We start from the raw sequence: 15,572 nt of genomic DNA on the forward strand, positions 1-15,572 counted from the left end.
ATGGATGCGGTCGCCGGCGTCGTCATCCCCGCGCACAACGAGGAGAGCGTCATCGCGGCGGGCCTGGCCCGGCTGCTCGCAGGGGCGGCGGCGGGCGAGTTCGAGGTGATCGTGGTGGCCAACGCCTGCACGGACGCGACCGCCGCCGTAGCGGCGCGGGCCGGGGTGCGGGTGCTGGAGACGCCCGTGCCGGGCAAGGCGCACGCGCTGCGGCTCGGCGACGCGGCCTGCGGCGTCTTCCCGCGCGTGTACGCCGACGCCGACGTGGGCCTCGACGCGGGCTCGGTGCGCGCGCTGGCGGCCGAGCTGGCCCGGCCGGGCGTGCTCGCGGCCGCGCCCCGGCCGGTGTGGGACCTGTCGGGCGCCACCTGGGTGGCCAGGCGCGTGCACCGGGTGCACGACGCGCTCGTGGGCCCGCACCGGGCGCTGGCCGGGGTCGGCGTGTACGCGCTGGGCGCGGAGGGGCACGCGCGGGTCTTCCCGTTGCCCGACGTGCTGTCCGACGACGGCTACGTGCACGCGAGCTTCGCGTCGGGCGAGCGCGCGGTCGTGGACGGTGCGACCTCGGTGGTGCGCCCCGCCCGCACGGTCCGCGCCCATCTGCGCCGCCGGGTGCGGGTACGGCTCGGCAACCGCCAGCTCGCCGAGCTGGGCAGGCCGGTCAACGCGGTGCCGCTGCGGCTCGGCGACCTCGCCGCGCTGCTGCGCGCCCGCCGCGTGAGCGGGCCGGCGGCCGCCTGCTACCTGTCCGTCCTGCTCGCCGACCGGATCCTCACCGGGGTACGGCGCGGCCGACCGGCGAACTGGGGTACGGACACGAGTAGCCGCTGAGCTCATGGGCGGGCGACGGCGGCCTCGTAGGCGGCGAGGAGCGCGGTCCTTGAGTTGGTCCACGACAGCGGCCCGGACACCCGGGCCTGCCCGATCTCGCCCATCCTGCGGCGTTCCTCGGGGTCGTCCAGCAGCAGCCCGACGAGCTTGGCGAACTCCGACTCGTCGTTGGGCGGCGCGTACCAGGCCGCCTCGCCCGCCGACACCCTGGCCTCGCGCAGGTCGAAGGAGACGATCGGCCGGGCCATCGCCATGTACTCCATGATCTTGTTCATCGTGGAGACGTCGTTGAGCGGGTTGAGCGGGTCGGGCGCGAGACACACGTCGGCCGTGGACAGGTAGCGCAGCAGGTCGGCGTCGGGGATGCGGCCGGTGAACTCCACCACGTCGTCCAGGCGCAGCGAGCGGGAGAGGGCGCGCATCGACTCGAAGGTGTCGCCGCCGCCGACGAAGACCGCGTGCCAGTCGGTGCGGCCCTGCTCGTCGCGGAGCTTGGCGAGCGCCCGCAGCGCGTAGTCGACGCCGTCCTGCGGCCCCATCACGCCGAGATAGCACAGCATGTACGGTTTCCCGCGCTTGAGTTCGGGTTCCGGCGGCACCTGGTGGAACCGTTCGACGACGGGGGCGCTGCGGACCACGAAGACGTCCTCGGGCCGTTTGCGGCCCCGGCTGAGCGCGACCCGCCGGTAGGACTCGTTGGTGGCGATGACCACGTCGGCCTGCCGGTAGGTGGCCCGTTCGAGCCGGCAGACGAGCCGGTAGAGGAAGTCCTTCCCCCTCCCGAACCGGGACAGGTAGAGCTCGGGGATCAGATCATGCTGATCAAAGATGTACCGCGCTTTAGGCCGAAATTTCGCCACTAAGTGGAAAAAGTCGGGTGGGTTGCAGCCGTGGATCACGTCCACCGGCCCCACCCGCCGGGCCAGCCGGAACGTGTGCCAGAGCGCGGTGCCGTACTCACGCAGGTAGCCGAGCGGCCCGCCCGTCGCCGCCCGCAGCGGATAGCGGTGGATGGCGATGCCGTCCACCAGCGCGAACGGCTCGGTGTCCTGCTTGGTGCCCTGCGGGCAGATCACGTGCACCTCCCACCCCGCCTCGCGCAGGGTGGTGCTCTCCTGCCAGACCCGCCTGTCCATCGGCACGGACAGGTTCTCGACGAGGATCAGCGCTCTCCTACCAGCCAAGGCCCACGTATCCCGGTCGGGCCCGGCGCTGCTCGGCGTCGGGCAGGCGGACGAGGTCGATCACCGTACGGTCCCCCGCACGCCCCAGCGCGGCCAGCACCTCCGCGTCCGCGCAGCCGACCACGCACACCTCGGCGTGGTCGAGCACGTCGGCGGCCGAGGCGCTGAGCAGGTCGGCCAGGTGCGGCAGCCGCTGTTCCATGTAGGCCCGGTTGGCGCCCATCAGCCGCGACAGGCTCACGTTGGCGTCGTAGATGCGCAGGTCGTAGCCCTTGCCGAGGAGCCGTTCCGCCAGTTCGACCAGCGGGCTCTCGCGTAGGTCGTCGGTGCCGGGCTTGAACGACAGCCCGAACAGCCCGATCCGGCGCCGGTCGGCGGCCATGACCAGGTCGAGCGCCCGTTGGAGGTGCGCCTCGTTGGCCGGGAGCACGTGCGACAGCAGCGGCACGGAGACGTCGGCGCGGCGGGCGGCGTAGACGAGGCCGCGCAGGTCCTTGGGCAGGCAGGAGCCGCCGAAGGCGAAGCCGGGGCGCAGGTAGGCGGGGGAGACGTTGAGTTTGCGGTCGGCCAGGAAGACGTCCATGACCTCGTGGGAGTCGATGCCGAGAGCCCGGGACACGGCCCCGATCTCGTTGGCGAAGCCGATCTTCACCGCGTGGAACGCGTTGTCGGCGTATTTCGTCATCTCGGCGACGGGGATCGGCACCCGGAACACCTCGCCGGGCAGTCCCTCGTACAGGGCGGCCACCACGTCGCCGCTGGCCCGGTCGATCTCGCCGATCACGGTCTTGGGCGGGTCGAAGAAGTCGCGCACGCTGGTGCCCTCGCGCAGGAACTCCGGGTTGACCGCCACGCCGAAGTCCGCGCCCGCGCGTAAGCCCGACGTCCGCTCCAGGATGGGGATCAGCAGGTCGGCGCAGGTACCCGGGAGCATGGTGCTGCGCAGGACCACCGTGTGCCTGCGTTCGGCGGTGAGGGCCCGCCCGATCTGCTCGGCCACCCGCTCCAGGTAGAGCGTCGAGAGGCTGCCGTTGGCGGCGGACGGCGTGCCCACGCACACCAGCGAGACCTCGCTCGCGGCGACCGCCTCGGCGGCGTCGGTGGTGGCGCGCAGGCGGCCCTCGGCGACCACGCGCAGGGTGAGGTCGCCGATGCGCTCCTCGACGACGGGGGCGCGGCCCTTCGAGACGAGTTCGACCTTGTCCTGGTTGACGTCCACGCCGACGACCTCGTGGCCGAGCGAGGCCAGGCAGGCGGCGGACACGCAGCCGACGTATCCGAGGCCGAACACACTGACCCTCATCTGCCCTCCCCCCGCCCGCCCATGTGACGGATATCGACTAATACGGTTGGAACGTTACGAGTCACGCAAACCTCCGCTTCAGCGCCCGCAGGGCGGGCCTGGCACGCTCCAGCGTCCTGCGCGCCGCCAGCCTGAACGGGTCGCGGGTCACCAGGCCCTGGGCGACCAGCACCTCGCCGGTCTTGGCCCGCCTCTTGTACTCGTCGTCGCCCCGGCCGAAGTCGATCCGCCGGATGCCGAGCGCGGGCGCGGCCTGCACCAGCTCCCGCAGCAGGATCCAGCCGGGCGCGAGCTTGCCGTGCGCCGGGTCGTAGACGGGGAACCACCAGTGCAGCACCCCGCCGGACCGGATGCCGAAATGGGCGGCCAGCAGGTGCTCGCCCGCGTGCAGCGTGGACAGCACCCCCGAGAAGTCCGCCTCCCGCGTACGCAGCAGCCGCCGGAGCAGCCCGGCCCTGCCCGGTGCGGCGAAGTAGTCGGCGGCGCCCGTCGCGGCGTACTGCGCGCGCTTGAGCTCGATCACCCGCGCGAGCACGCCCTCGTCGTCGCTGTCGGCGGCGAACCGCACCGGCCCCAGCTCGCGGCCGGCCTTGGCCGCGCGGCGCCGGGCCTGCCCCATGTTGTCCTTGCCCGCCCGCGAGGCCCGGCCGAGATAGCCGTCCAGGCCGCCGCTCACGTCCACGTACGGCGACACCCGCCGCGAGAGCGTCCACTGCTCGAAGCCGGGCACCCCGTCCACGAGATGGTCGAAGGCGAAGGCGGTGATGCCCCCGCCGAGCAGTTCCAGCGGCTCGAAGGCGGCCCCGGGGGCGAGCAGCGGCCCCTGGAAGTCGGCACCCGGCCAGCCGGCGGGCCGCAGGCACGATCCGTCCCGGTGCACGGCCATCAGCGCCTGCGGCGACACGGCCACGTGCACCGGGCGCCCGCTGGCGTGCACGGCGGCGGCGAAGCCGGGATGGAAGTAGGGGCTGTCGAGCGCCGGGTTGCCCGCGCGGAGCCGGTGCCAGGTGTCCAGGTGCGCGGAGGTCAGCTCGTCGTACGGCAGCAGCCTCATCCCGGCAGGCTCTTCCACCGCAGCGAGGGCCGCAGCAGCCAGGCCACGCACCGCCGTGAGGTGCGCCGTCCGGCCAGCGCCCGCGCGGCCTCGCCCGCCAGCACGATCAGGAAGTAGAGCGTGCCCGCCAGCGGCCCGCGTCGTCTGCGGAACAGCCCGACCTTGTTGACGATCAGCAGCGCGGCCAGCGCCGGGTTGACGGCGGACTCGCCGCCGATGTGCTCGATCACCGAGCAGGGTTCGTACCAGGTGATCCACCCGTGGTCGGCGGCCCGCAGGCAGTACTCGGTCTCCTCGCTGTACAGCAGGAAGGACTCGTCCCACGGACCGAGCTGGGCCAGCATGCGCGCCGACATGCACATGGCGGCGCCGGTCGCCCAGGCCACCCGCCGCGCCACCACGTAGTCGCGCGGGTGGGTGACCAGTTCGCCCAGCGCGCCGATGCGCCCGGCGCGGATCCCGCCGATCACCGCCTCGACCGCCGCCCGCCCGAGTGACGGCATCCGCCGCAGCGAGGGCTGCAGCGAGCCGTCCGGATTGATCATGTATGGCACCGCGATCCCGCGATGCGCCTGCTCGGCCAGCGGCCGGATCGAGCCGGGCCGTAACCGGCAGTCGGGGTTGAGCACGTAGACCGCGTCGAGGCGGTCCAGGTCGAGCGCGGCGATCCCGGCGTTGATCGCGGCGGCGTAGCCCGCGTTGCTCCCGACGTCCACGACCCGCATCGGCAGGCCGTCGGCCTGCTTGGCGAGGACGGGGCTGCCGTCGTGGGAGGCGTTGTCGGCCACGACCACGTCGGTGAGTTCGACCCCCTCGGCGCCCGCCGGGATCGAGGCGAGGCAGCCGGGGAGCACGTCGGCGCTGTTGTAGGTGACGATCACCAGGGCGACCCGCATCAGCGCATCCTCTTGTAGGCGCGGGCGCACAGGTCGCGCACCGGGGTCCTGGTGTGCAGCACGCGCTGGATCCAGGCGTCGTCGAGGTCGTGCTTGAGGCTGGTGCGGGCCTGCAGCCAGGAGCCCGCCCTGGCCCGGCCGCCGTCGCTGGTGTAGGCGCGGGTGACCCCGGCCCGCCTGAGCCGCGCGAGCACTCTGCGGTCGTAGGAACCGAAGGGGATGGCCACCCGTGAGACCCGCTGCCCGGTCATCGCGCCGAGCACCCGGTGGGCCTCGACCAGTTCCTCGCCTGCCTGGGCGGCGTCGAGGGTGCGCCAGTCGCGGTGGGCCCAGCCGTGCGAGCTCACCCGCATCCCGGCGGCCAGCAGTTCGCGCACCCCGTCGGCGTCGAGGCGGCCGGTCTGGCCGAGCAGCCCGGCGAGGACGAAGAACTCGGCGCGCAGTCCGCGCTCCTTCAGCCGGGGCAGGGCGATCTCCACGTCGGAGGCGTTGCCGTCGTCGAAGGTGATCCGTACGTCGGGGCGGCCCGCCACCGCGTCCATGACCCGCTCGAACCGTTCGACGCCGACCCAGGTGAGGTCCTCGCCCGGGTCGAGGCGTCTGCCGGTGTCGCCGATGCCATGGACGGTCAGGTTGACCACTGATTCCGCCACAAGTCCTCCCAGATCGGCCTTAGGTAATCGCCCGGTCCACTCGCCCGTTACATGTGCGTCGTAACGTTCCAAACTGGTCGTCACGCTTTGATCGCAATGAGCGACTTGGTGAGGCCCGCCACCTTTTCCGCGCGCATCGTGGCGGTCGGGAAAAGGAGCCGCATTTCGGCGCGGCCGATCAGCTCGATATCGAGCGCGTCGTGCAGTGCGGCCGTCCAGTCGGGGGAGTTGGTGTGCACCAGCGGCCAGACTCGGTTGATCCGCGCCCTGACGTTCAGGGGGAGGAATTGGTAGAAAGGAAATAGCACATGTGGTTCGACCGGAAAGTAGCGGTAGGGCGTCTGGACCCAGTACCTCCCGGCCAGCGTGTGCACCGCGTCCGCGAAAGCCCGCCGCCGGGCGAAGCCGCCCACGTGCTCGATCACCGCGTTGGAGAAGACCAGGTCGTAGTCGCTGCCCAGGATGCGTTTGGGCAGTTCACAGGCGTCGCCCACCTCGGTTCTGAGCCAGTCGGGCAGGTCCTCGTCGTCATGGGCGAGGTTCACGACGTGCACACTCGCCGGTCGGATCGGTGCCCTCAGCCAGGCCGAGGCCGTGCCGCCGAGGTCGATGACGTGCATCCGGGTCAGGTCCGGAAAAGTCTGTGCGACCCAGTGCCACCGCCGGGCACGGGCCTTTGCCGCGACGGAATTCGGTCCGTCGACGAATAATTGCCGCAAGGGGGAACCCACCGCGTCATCTTCGCCTATGGCGTTCCCCGTTGGAAAGTGGCAGGCCGGTGGTACCGGCCTGCCACTGAGCCTTTATCCCTCTATGTGGTGTTCTGTGTACCACGCCAGGGTGTTCTTGAGCCCTTCCTCCAGCGGCGTCGTAGGCTCCCAGCCGAGCGTCGCCCGGGTGAGCGTCAGGTCGGCGATGTGCGCGTGATCGAGCTGCCGGTCGGGCCGCGCGCCGTACTCGGGTGTGATCGCGGTCCCGGACAACCGGCACAGCAGGTCGATGGTGTCCCTGATCGAGACCCCGGACCCGCAGCCGACGTCGAACAGCCCTCCGGCCGCCCGCTCGCTCTCGGCCGCCGCGACGAACGCGTCGACCACGTCGGTGACGTACACCCAGTCGATCAGCCGGGTGCCGCTGCTCAGCCGGGGCGTCCGGCCGGACAGCAGCTCGGTCACCGCGTACGGCACCAGCTTCGAGGTGTCGCGCTGGCCGGGGCCGTACACCATGGCGATCCTGAGCACCCGCACGTCCACCCCCCACAGGCGGTGGAACAACCGCGCGTACGCGCTGGCCGCGGCCTTGGCCACGGAGTACGGCGAATGCGGCGCCGTGGTGTCGGAACGCGGCTCCTCGACGGAGCCCGCGAGGACGAGCCTGGTCCCGGTGTCCGTCGCGGCGGTCATCAGGTTGACCGCCGCCACCAGGTTGCCGTCGAGCATGGCCCTGACCATGCCCACGTCCCTGATGCCGGTGACCTCGCTGGCCAGGTGGCAGATCAGGTCCGGCCGGACCGCGCCGACCAGGTCGGCGGTGGCCTGCGCGTCACGCAGGTCGCAGCGGTGCCAGATCTCGGCCCCCGACCGCGCCCTGTCCTCGCGGCTCACCGCGTGCACCTCGGCGCCGAGCTGCTCCAGCCGCCGGGTCAGGTGCGCGCCGATGAAACCGGTGGCGCCCGTCACCAGGACCCGGGCGGACTGCCAATGCAGCATGGTGGTATCCCTCCTTCGTGGACAATGCCGGAACTGGGTGGAAGGAGGGAAAGCGGAGGCGCCCTGGGACAGGGCGGCGGATGGCCGGGCCCGTCAGGGTCGGGATCCGGCCCGATCCGGGCCGGTCTGAGCCGCGACGAGCGGCGTGGACGCCGTCTGGAGAGCGCGCGTGCGGCCCGTGGCCGGCGCTCTCGGTGCCGCCGTGCGGTCACGGCCTGCGGCGGGTGCGGGCAGCGCTTGGCCGGGCAGTGCGTAGGAGTCAGGTGCCGGGGAGTGCGCGTGGCCCGGCACGGGTGCCCGGCGCACTCGGACTCGACCGGCGACTCCTCGGACTGCAGATGCACCGGGGCCGCCGCCGAGGCGGCTGCCGGCGGCAGGGCCGCCGAGGGTATGCCGAGGAGCATCGCCGCCAGAAGCAGCACGGCGAACAGCGCGCTTCTGGCAGCCATGGCTGACTCCGCGTCGAGGGGTCGCTACGGAGACATTGTCGGCCCGGCTCAGCCGATGCGCCAGGTGTCTCCGCCGAGCAGGAGTTCGGACAGGTCTCCCGGGCCCTGCCGGTCGACCGCTTCGTCGAGCTGCTCGGCCATGAGCACGTCGTAGGCCGGGCGCTCGACCTGGCGGAACACACCGATCGGCACATGCTCGAAGGCGGGCTCGTCGAGCCTGCTCAGCGCGAAGGCCAGCGAGGGGTCGGGGTTGTGCGCGTCGTGCACCAGGATCTGCTCGTCGCTCACCCCGTCGCGGGCCACCACCTCGATGCCGCCGTTGGCGGCGCGTACGACGGCCTTGCTCGCGCTGGCGATCGGCTGCCCGTGCTCCAGCTTCAGCGTGATGTCGTCGCGGAGGCCGGGGTCCTTGAGCGGCTCGAAGGCGTTGTCGTTGAAGATGTTGCAGTTCTGGTAGATCTCCACCAGCGAGGTGCCCCGGTGCGCGGTCGCCTCGCGCAGCACCGACTGCAGGTGCTTGCGGTCGGAGTCGAGCGTGCGGGCCACGAAGCTCGCCTCGGCGCCGATCGCCAGGGAGATCGGGTTGAACGGCTTGTCCAGCGAGCCCATCGGGGTCGACTTGGTGATCTTGCCGACCTCGGAGGTGGGGGAGTACTGGCCCTTGGTCAGACCGTAGATCCTGTTGTTGAACAGCAGGATGTTGAGGTTGACGTTGCGGCGCAGCGCGTGGATGAGGTGGTTGCCGCCGATCGACAGCGCGTCGCCGTCACCGGTGATCACCCACACCGACAGGTCGGGCCGGCTGGCCGCGAGGCCCGTGGCGATCGCGGGCGCACGGCCGTGGATCGAGTGGAAACCGTAGGTGTTCAGGTAGTACGGGAAGCGCGAGGAGCAGCCGATGCCCGAGACGAACACGATGTTCTCGCGCCGCAGCCCGAGTTCGGGCAGGAAGCTCTGGACGGCCGCCAGGATGGCGTAGTCGCCGCACCCGGGGCACCAGCGCACCTCCTGGTCGGACTTGAAGTCCTTCAGCGACTGCTTGGCGTCGGCCTTGGGGATGAGGCTCAGACCCTTGCCGTTGACCAGCTCAGACACCCTGTTCACCACCGTCGATAACGTCCTGGATGACTCCGGCCAGCTCCTCGGCCTTGAACGGGAGCCCGCGCACACGGTTGTAGCTGATGATGTCGACCAGGAACCGGGCCCGCAGCAGCAGCGCGAGCTGGCCCAGGTTGATCTCCGGCAGCAGCACCTTGTCGTACTTCTTCAGGACCTCGCCGGTGTTGGCGGGCAGCGGGTTCAGGTGCCGCAGGTGCGCCTGCGCGACCTTGCCGCCGCTCTTCCTGATGCGGCGCACGGCCGCCGCGATCGGCCCGTACGTCGAGCCCCACCCGAGCACCAGCACGCCGGCGTCGCCGGTCGGGTCGTCGACCTCCAGGGCGGGCACGTCGATGCCGTCGATCTTGGCCTGGCGCAGCCTGACCATGTGGTCGTGGTTGCCCGGGTCGTAGGAGATGTTGCCGCTGCCGTCAGCCTTCTCGATGCCGCCGATGCGGTGTTCGAGCCCGGCGGTGCCGGGGACCGCCCACGGCCGGGCCAGGGTCTCGGTGTCCCGCTGGTACGGCTGGAACTCCTCGCCGGTCGGGACCGCGAACTCGGTGGAGATGTCGGGCAACTCGTCGATCTCGGGCAGCCGCCACGGCTCGGAGCCGTTGGCGAGGTAACCGTCGGACAGCAGGTAGACCGGGGTGCGGTACTTCACCGCGATGCGGGCGGCCTCGATGGCCGCGTCGAAGCAGTCGCTCGGCGTGCTCGGCGCCACGATCGGCACCGGCGACTCGCCGTTGCGGCCGAACATCGCCATCAGCAGGTCGGTCTGCTCGGTCTTGGTCGGCATGCCCGTGGACGGGCCCGCCCGCTGCACGTCGACCAGGATCAGCGGCAGTTCGGTCATCACCGCGAGGCCGACGGTCTCGCCCTTCAGCACCACGCCGGGGCCGCTGGTCGTGGTCACGCCCAGCGAGCCGCCGAAGGCCGCGCCGAGCGCGGCGCCGACGCCCGCGATCTCGTCCTCGGCCTGGAAGGTGCGCACGCCGAACCGCTTGTGCTTGGACAGCTCGTGGAGGATGTCGGAGGCGGGCGTGATCGGGTACGAGCCCAGGAACAGCGGCAGCTTCGACTGCACGCTCGCCGCGATCAGGCCGTAGGCGAGCGCCTGGTTGCCCGAGATGTTGCGGTAGACGCCGGGGGCCAGCTTGGCGGGCTTGATCTCGTAGGAGACCGAGAACGACTCGGTCGTCTCGCCGTAGTTCCAGCCCGCCTGGAAGGCCGCGATGTTGGCCTTGGCGATCTCGGGCTTCTTGGCGAACTTCTGTTCGAGGAAGGAGATCGTGTGCTCGGTCGGCCGGTGGTAGAGCCACGACAGCAGGCCGAGGGCGAACATGTTCTTGGAGCGCTCGGCGTCCTTCTTCGACAGGTCGAAGCCTTCGAGGGACCTGACCGTCAGCGAGGTCAGCGGCACCGCGTGCACCCGCCACTCCGCCAGAGTGTCGTCCTCCAAGGGGTTGCCGTCGTAGCCGACCTTCTGCAGGTTGCGCTTGGTGAACTCGTCGGTGTTGGCGATGATGTCGGCGCCGCGCGGCAGGTCGCCGAGGTTGGCCTTCAGCGCCGCCGGGTTCATCGCGACCAGCACGTTGGGGGCGTCGCCCGGGGTGAGGATGTCGTGGTCGGCGAAGTGGAGCTGGAAGCTCGACACACCTGGAAGGGTGCCCGCGGGGGCGCGGATCTCGGCGGGGAAGTTGGGCAACGTCGAAAGGTCGTTGCCGAACTCCGCCGTGCCCGCGGTGAAACGGTCGCCGGTGAGCTGCATGCCGTCGCCGGAGTCCCCGGCGAACCGGATGATCACCCGGTCGAGCTGCTGGACCTGCTTAGTCACAGCTCCTCCTTCGCAGCTCTCGTTGTGCCCTCGCTGCGCTCGCTCACGAGTCCTCCTCGACACGCCGGGGCGTCGGGATGGACGCGGTCTCTGGTTCCATGCTAGATCCTCAGGAGGTTCAAGACGTTTCCGTGCCACGACGCCGGTGGGCGCGGTGGCCTTCAGGGGGAAGCGGAAGAACGACTAGAAGTGACACAGCCCGGACGCGAGCCTGCCGAGATCGACGTGCAAGCGGGCGAAGAGGGTGGTTCGGGTCACGAGCGCCAACTATACGTCCCCCCAGCATGCGAGTTACGTCAGGGGTTGCGTGCCGATCACTTCGCCCCCGACCGGTAGGTGCTTCCGGCCTGCATACTTCTGCTGTACAACTCTGGAACGGTGACGAAGGTGTATCCCTTCCCGCGAAGGCCGTCGAGAATCGCGGGAACCGCGTCGACGGTGGCGCGGTTCACGTCGTGCAGAAGGATGATCGCCCCCGGCTGCGCCTGCCGCATCGCCGTGCTTGCCACGCTCGCCGGATCGCGCTCGTGCCGGTCCTGCGCTTCGGCGTCCCAGGTGACGAGCGCGAGTCCCAGTTTCCGCGCGGCGGCCGCCACGTCGGCGCTGACCGCCCCGTACGGCGGGCGGGCGAGCGTCGGCCGCTGCCCCATCGCGGCCGTCAGCGTGTCCTGGGCGCGGGCCAGCGAGTCGGTGATCCGCGCGCTGGACAACTTCGACAGGTCGCGGTGGGCCCAGCTGTGGTTGCCGACCAGGTGGCCCTCCTTGGCCATCCGGCGTACCAGGTCGGGGCGGGCGGCGGCGTTCGCTCCGACGGCGAAGAACGTCGCGCGCGCCCCCGCGTCGCGCAACGTGTCCAGCAGCCGCCCGGTGTCGGGTCCCGGACCGTCGTCGAAGGTCAGCGCCACGCACTTGGCCGTTTCGCAGTCGACCGTGCCCGCCCGGTTGCTGGTCGCGGCCGGGCTGTGGGTCGGGCCGATGCGCGGCGCGGTGGTCTCCGGCGCGCTCTCCTGGGCGATCCGCCGCACGCGGCGGCCGGTCTCCGACAGCAGCGGCTCGATCTCCGCGCCCGGTACGGCCTCGGCCACCCGGCCCAGTGAGCAGGCGCCGACCTGGCACTCGTCGAACTCCACGACCAGGTCGCCGTACCTGTTGAAGGCCATCGAGTCGAACAGGTCCGGGTCCGGGTCCACGTCGCCTGCGGCGATGCCGGAGTCGCGCGCGGCCAGCAGTCGCCTGACCTCGGCGGCCAGGGTGTCGAGCGCCTTCTGCCCGGACAGCAGCCCGTCCGAGGCGTACGCCCGGCGGGTGGTGCCGTCGTACCAGTAGGTACGGGTGGAGTCGCCCCAGTTCGCGCCGAGGAATTCGCCGGTGCGCAGCCGCACGCCCACGGCCTCGTCGGTGGCGACGGGCAGTTGCCAGTCGACGTTGAGTTCGGGCCTGGGGGCGGGGCCGTACGGGGAGGTGTCCTTCTCGAAGGCGCGCCGCTGGCGGTGGACCTCGGCCCGCACCATCGCGTTGAGCGGGTCGGCGCCGGTGATCTCGGGGTAGCTGATGTGCACGTACCTGGCGCCGTTCCCGCCTTCGTGCAGGGTCTGGCTGGCCAGTCCGTTGACCCGGGCGGGGTCCACGAAGTCGATCTTCGTGGGCTCGGCGCGGACGCTCGTTCCCGGGTCGCTCGGGCCGTGGGAGGCCGTCGCCAGGCCGCAGCCGGTGAGGGCGGCGAGCGCGCTGACGATCGCGAGCCCCCCGATGATCCGGCTTTTGTGCATGCGTGTCAGGTTATGGGGGTCTCTTTGTGGTTTACCCCCTTTTGGGGCTATGGGAGGTGAGGCTTTAGGTATGTACGCGCGGTAGTCCGCCCGCCTACGATCTGGTGGATGGCGGAACTAGGCCCGTTAGCGGGTTTTGCTCGATCGCAGCAGCTCCAGCGCGACCTCCACCACCTGGTCCCCGGCGGCGCCCACACCTACGCGCGCGGCTCCGACCAGTACCCGGAGGACATGGCGCCCGTCCTCGTGCGCGGCAAGGGCGCCCACGTGTGGGACGCGGACGGCAACGAGTTCGTCGAGTACGGCATGGGCCTGCGCGCCGTCACCCTCGGCCACGCCTACCGGCCGGTGCTCGACGCCGTCAGGGCCGTCCTCGACGACGGCATCAGCTTCACCCGGCCCACGACCGCGGAACTCGGCGCGGCGGAGGACTTCCTCGCCCCGCTGACCGCCGCCGACATGGTGAAGTTCGCCAAGAACGGCTCGGACGTCACCTCGGCCGCCGTCCGGCTGGCCCGCGCGTACACCGGACGCGACCTGATCGCCGTGTGCGACCAGCCCTTCTTCTCCACCGACGACTGGTTCGTCGCCGCCCTGCCCATGAACGCCGGGGTGCCGCAGACCGCCCGCGAGCAGACGCTGCGCTTCGCCTACAACTCCCTCGACTCCCTGCGCGCCCTGTTCGACCGCCACCCCGGCGCCGTCGCCTGCGTCGTCATGGAGGCCGCGACCGCGCTCGCCGAGCCCGCGCCCGGCTTCCTCCAGGGGGTGCGCGAACTGTGCGACGCGCGCGGCGCCGTACTCGTCTTCGACGAGATGATCACCGGGTTCCGCTGGGCCTACCCCGGCGCCCAGGAACTGTACGGCGTCCGGCCCGACCTGGCCTGCTGGGGCAAGGCGATCGGCAACGGCTTCCCCGTCGCCGCGCTGACCGGCCGCCGCGAACTGATGGAACTCGGCGGCCTGCGCACCGACGCGCCGCGCGTGTTCCTGCTGTCGAGCACCAACGGCCCGGAGACGGTGTCGCTGGCGGCCCTGCGCGCGGTGATCGCCGCCTACCGCGACGGCGACCCCGTCGCCACGATGGAGGCCAGGGGCACGGCGCTGGCCGACGGCGCCAACGCGGCCGCCCGCGACCTCGGGGTGGCCGACCACTTCGCGGTGATCGGCCGCCCGTCCTGCCTGGTCTTCACGACGAAGGACGCCGCCGGGGCCCCCTCGCAGGAGATGCGCACCCTGTTCCTGCAAGAACTGCTGCGGCGCGGCATCCTCTGCCAGAGCTTCGTCGTCTCGGCCGCCCACACCCCCGGCGACATCGCGCGGACGGTGGAGGCGGTGGCGGACGCGCTGCGCGTCTACCGCAAAGCCCTGGAGGACGGCCCGAACGCCTTCCTGTCCGGCCCCCCGGTCGCCCCCGCCCTGCGCGCCTTCGCCGCACCCCGCCGCCTGTGACATCCCGCCCTGTCTATACGGCTGTAGCGCGTGTGCCGACAAGTACGGGTGGCGGCGTCTCATACCGAGACGCCGGGTCGCGGGCAGGGGTGACCGACATGCCGGTTCGGGCAGCAGATCACGCCAACCGTTAGGAAGCGGTCTCCGCCCAGCCATTCTCCCCATTGCACATCGACACCGCGAGGGAGAAGGTCGTGTGCGTCCGTCGTGCGGGTTTCCAGCGGAATCACGTCGGTCGGTGGCCGCAACGGTGCGTACTGATCGGCCATCCACGCGACGGCCTCGCGCGTATCGTCGAAGGTCGCGGCGATGCGCCAGCCGGGCTTCAGCAACCAGTCGCCGGTGCGCATCGGCGGTAGGGGCGAGATGGGGAAGTCGGGTGAGGCGGGGCGGCGTTCGGACTCGCGGGCGAGCTCGGTGCCGTCGCCGAACCAACTGTAGGCATGCCAGTGCAACGGGCCTTCAGTTCATGTCAGGGTGAAGTGGCACGGCCCTGTCCGACGCGACCGGGCAGGGCCGTTGGCAAGCGGCTTCCTAGATGGTCGTCATCCCGGCAGCGGCCAGCTCGTCACCGCTGAACCGGAGCGTCCCGGCCTCCGGGTTCTTGCCGTCACGCAAGGCGAAGGCGTTCGGAACGCCCGGTATCGGGGCGATCTCTACGCAGGATTCGCCTTCGCCGTCCTCGTTGTTGTTGCCGCCGCAGAGGCGGCGGAACACCAGGTCCCCGAGGCTCTGTCGGTACAGATCCATCTACCTGCCCTCCTCACGCTCGGGCCGGATAGCCCGAGGCGGGTGCACGGCTGGACGGCCAGCCGTGCGTCTGCGCGCCAGCGGATGCTGGGCACACACCGACGGTAGAAGTTCGGTTCAAGCCGAGACTAGAAGTTTTCACCTGTTTGCAGGTTGACCTTCGCGCCATCGAGCAGCGCAGCGGCGGATTCGCCGTACACCGCAAGGTCTCGCAGCATGGCGAAAGCCCGCAGGAACGTGGTGACCTGTTCTCTCTGGTTGGTCCTGAACCCCCCTGACCAGAGCTCGCTGCGAACGAGCTTCCCGTCGAAGATGTAGAAGCCTTCGCCGGGGTAGAGGGATCGCACGCGGTCACGCGGAATTATCCCGACAGAAACATGGGGAAGTGTCAGTGCGGCCGATAGGAAATCGTACTGTTCGCGCATCACGTCGGCACTTCCGATGATCATATCAAGTACGGTGGCCTCAATCACGAAGTGGTAGTGATTGCGACCGTTCCCGGCGGTGATCAGTGAGCTCTTTTCATCTGTGGGTGAGCTCGTAGTTCTGCAGGACGGCGATCGCCTTGCAGAGCTGGCCGGCCTTGT

Annotated in this window: 16 protein-coding genes; 2 read left to right on the plus strand and 14 right to left on the minus strand. The window is 70.9% G+C overall.

The window, feature by feature from the left end; genetic code table 11:
• Positions 1 to 831 (plus strand): glycosyltransferase, encoded by an 831-nt coding sequence (locus ABD120_RS36890; RefSeq protein ID WP_343955009.1) that lies wholly within the window; start codon positions 1 to 3, stop codon positions 829 to 831.
• Between the two features lie 2 nt (positions 832 to 833).
• Here the strand turns inward: ABD120_RS36890 and ABD120_RS36895 are convergent, their stop codons facing one another.
• The 11 genes from ABD120_RS36895 to ABD120_RS36940 form a co-directional block, all read right to left on the minus strand.
• Positions 834 to 2,015, minus strand: coding sequence for a glycosyltransferase family 4 protein (locus tag ABD120_RS36895; protein ID WP_343955010.1), 1,182 nt, complete (start codon positions 2,013 to 2,015; stop codon positions 834 to 836).
• A complete protein-coding gene (locus ABD120_RS36900; RefSeq protein WP_343955011.1) occupies positions 2,005 to 3,318 on the minus strand; it encodes a nucleotide sugar dehydrogenase in 1,314 nt (437 codons plus the stop codon). The genes ABD120_RS36895 and ABD120_RS36900 overlap by 11 nt, the downstream gene beginning before the upstream one ends.
• Before the next feature lie 61 nt (positions 3,319 to 3,379).
• Positions 3,380 to 4,372, minus strand: a complete 993-nt coding sequence (locus ABD120_RS36905) for a GNAT family N-acetyltransferase (RefSeq protein ID WP_343955012.1) — start codon at positions 4,370 to 4,372, stop codon at positions 3,380 to 3,382.
• Positions 4,369 to 5,268 (minus strand): glycosyltransferase family 2 protein, encoded by a 900-nt coding sequence (locus ABD120_RS36910; protein WP_343955013.1) that lies wholly within the window; start codon positions 5,266 to 5,268, stop codon positions 4,369 to 4,371. The genes ABD120_RS36905 and ABD120_RS36910 overlap by 4 nt, the downstream gene beginning before the upstream one ends.
• A complete protein-coding gene (locus ABD120_RS36915; RefSeq protein WP_343955014.1) occupies positions 5,268 to 5,921 on the minus strand; it encodes a polysaccharide deacetylase family protein in 654 nt (217 codons plus the stop codon). The genes ABD120_RS36910 and ABD120_RS36915 overlap by 1 nt, the downstream gene beginning before the upstream one ends.
• A gap of 80 nt (positions 5,922 to 6,001) precedes the next feature.
• Positions 6,002 to 6,652 (minus strand): class I SAM-dependent methyltransferase, encoded by a 651-nt coding sequence (locus ABD120_RS36920; protein WP_343955015.1) that lies wholly within the window; start codon positions 6,650 to 6,652, stop codon positions 6,002 to 6,004.
• 72 nt (positions 6,653 to 6,724) lie between these two features.
• Positions 6,725 to 7,630, minus strand: coding sequence for an NAD-dependent epimerase/dehydratase family protein (locus ABD120_RS36925; protein ID WP_343955016.1), 906 nt, complete (start codon positions 7,628 to 7,630; stop codon positions 6,725 to 6,727).
• A gap of 497 nt (positions 7,631 to 8,127) precedes the next feature.
• A complete protein-coding gene (locus ABD120_RS36930) occupies positions 8,128 to 9,174 on the minus strand; it encodes a 2-oxoacid:ferredoxin oxidoreductase subunit beta (RefSeq protein WP_343955017.1) in 1,047 nt (348 codons plus the stop codon).
• Positions 9,167 to 11,014, minus strand: coding sequence for a 2-oxoacid:acceptor oxidoreductase subunit alpha (locus ABD120_RS36935; protein WP_343955018.1), 1,848 nt, complete (start codon positions 11,012 to 11,014; stop codon positions 9,167 to 9,169). The genes ABD120_RS36930 and ABD120_RS36935 overlap by 8 nt, the downstream gene beginning before the upstream one ends.
• Before the next feature lie 183 nt (positions 11,015 to 11,197).
• Positions 11,198 to 11,272: a putative leader peptide gene (locus tag ABD120_RS39935; protein ID WP_425564098.1), complete on the minus strand. Its 75-nt coding sequence runs from the start codon at positions 11,270 to 11,272 to the stop codon at positions 11,198 to 11,200.
• Between the two features lie 56 nt (positions 11,273 to 11,328).
• Positions 11,329 to 12,783, minus strand: a complete 1,455-nt coding sequence (locus tag ABD120_RS36940; RefSeq protein ID WP_343955019.1) for a polysaccharide deacetylase family protein — start codon at positions 12,781 to 12,783, stop codon at positions 11,329 to 11,331.
• A gap of 108 nt (positions 12,784 to 12,891) precedes the next feature.
• Between ABD120_RS36940 and ABD120_RS36945 the strand changes: the two genes are divergently transcribed.
• Positions 12,892 to 14,235: a glutamate-1-semialdehyde 2,1-aminomutase gene (locus ABD120_RS36945; RefSeq protein ID WP_343955020.1), complete on the plus strand. Its 1,344-nt coding sequence runs from the start codon at positions 12,892 to 12,894 to the stop codon at positions 14,233 to 14,235.
• 59 nt (positions 14,236 to 14,294) lie between these two features.
• On the opposite strand, the gene ABD120_RS36950 is transcribed toward ABD120_RS36945, so the two are convergent.
• From ABD120_RS36950 to ABD120_RS36960, 3 genes are all read right to left on the minus strand, one after another.
• Positions 14,295 to 14,690, minus strand: coding sequence for a hypothetical protein (locus ABD120_RS36950; RefSeq protein WP_343955021.1), 396 nt, complete (start codon positions 14,688 to 14,690; stop codon positions 14,295 to 14,297).
• A gap of 79 nt (positions 14,691 to 14,769) precedes the next feature.
• On the minus strand, positions 14,770 to 14,985 hold the full coding sequence (locus ABD120_RS36955) for a DUF397 domain-containing protein (protein WP_343955022.1): 216 nt from the start codon (positions 14,983 to 14,985) through the stop codon (positions 14,770 to 14,772).
• Between the two features lie 128 nt (positions 14,986 to 15,113).
• A partial coding sequence (locus ABD120_RS36960; protein WP_343955023.1) for a Scr1 family TA system antitoxin-like transcriptional regulator occupies positions 15,114 to 15,572 on the minus strand: 459 nt, incomplete at its 5' end.

The organism is Nonomuraea longicatena, assembly GCF_039525605.1.
Classification (GTDB): Bacteria; Actinomycetota; Actinomycetes; order Streptosporangiales; family Streptosporangiaceae; genus Nonomuraea; species Nonomuraea longicatena.

Bases quoted from the DNA above. Each gene is read 5' to 3' on its own strand.
- ABD120_RS36890 (WP_343955009.1), top strand. From the start codon at position 1: ATGGATGCGGTCGCCGGCGTCGTCATCCCCGCGCACAACGAGGAGAGC.
- ABD120_RS36900 (WP_343955011.1), bottom strand. From the start codon at position 3,318: ATGAGGGTCAGTGTGTTCGGCCTCGGATACGTCGGCTGCGTGTCCGCC.
- ABD120_RS36905 (WP_343955012.1), bottom strand. From the start codon at position 4,372: ATGAGGCTGCTGCCGTACGACGAGCTGACCTCCGCGCACCTGGACACC.
- ABD120_RS36910 (WP_343955013.1), bottom strand. From the start codon at position 5,268: ATGCGGGTCGCCCTGGTGATCGTCACCTACAACAGCGCCGACGTGCTC.
- ABD120_RS36925 (WP_343955016.1), bottom strand. From the start codon at position 7,630: ATGCTGCATTGGCAGTCCGCCCGGGTCCTGGTGACGGGCGCCACCGGT.
- ABD120_RS36940 (WP_343955019.1), bottom strand. From the start codon at position 12,783: ATGCACAAAAGCCGGATCATCGGGGGGCTCGCGATCGTCAGCGCGCTC.
- ABD120_RS36945 (WP_343955020.1), top strand. From the start codon at position 12,892: ATGGCGGAACTAGGCCCGTTAGCGGGTTTTGCTCGATCGCAGCAGCTC.
- ABD120_RS36955 (WP_343955022.1), bottom strand. From the start codon at position 14,985: ATGGATCTGTACCGACAGAGCCTCGGGGACCTGGTGTTCCGCCGCCTC.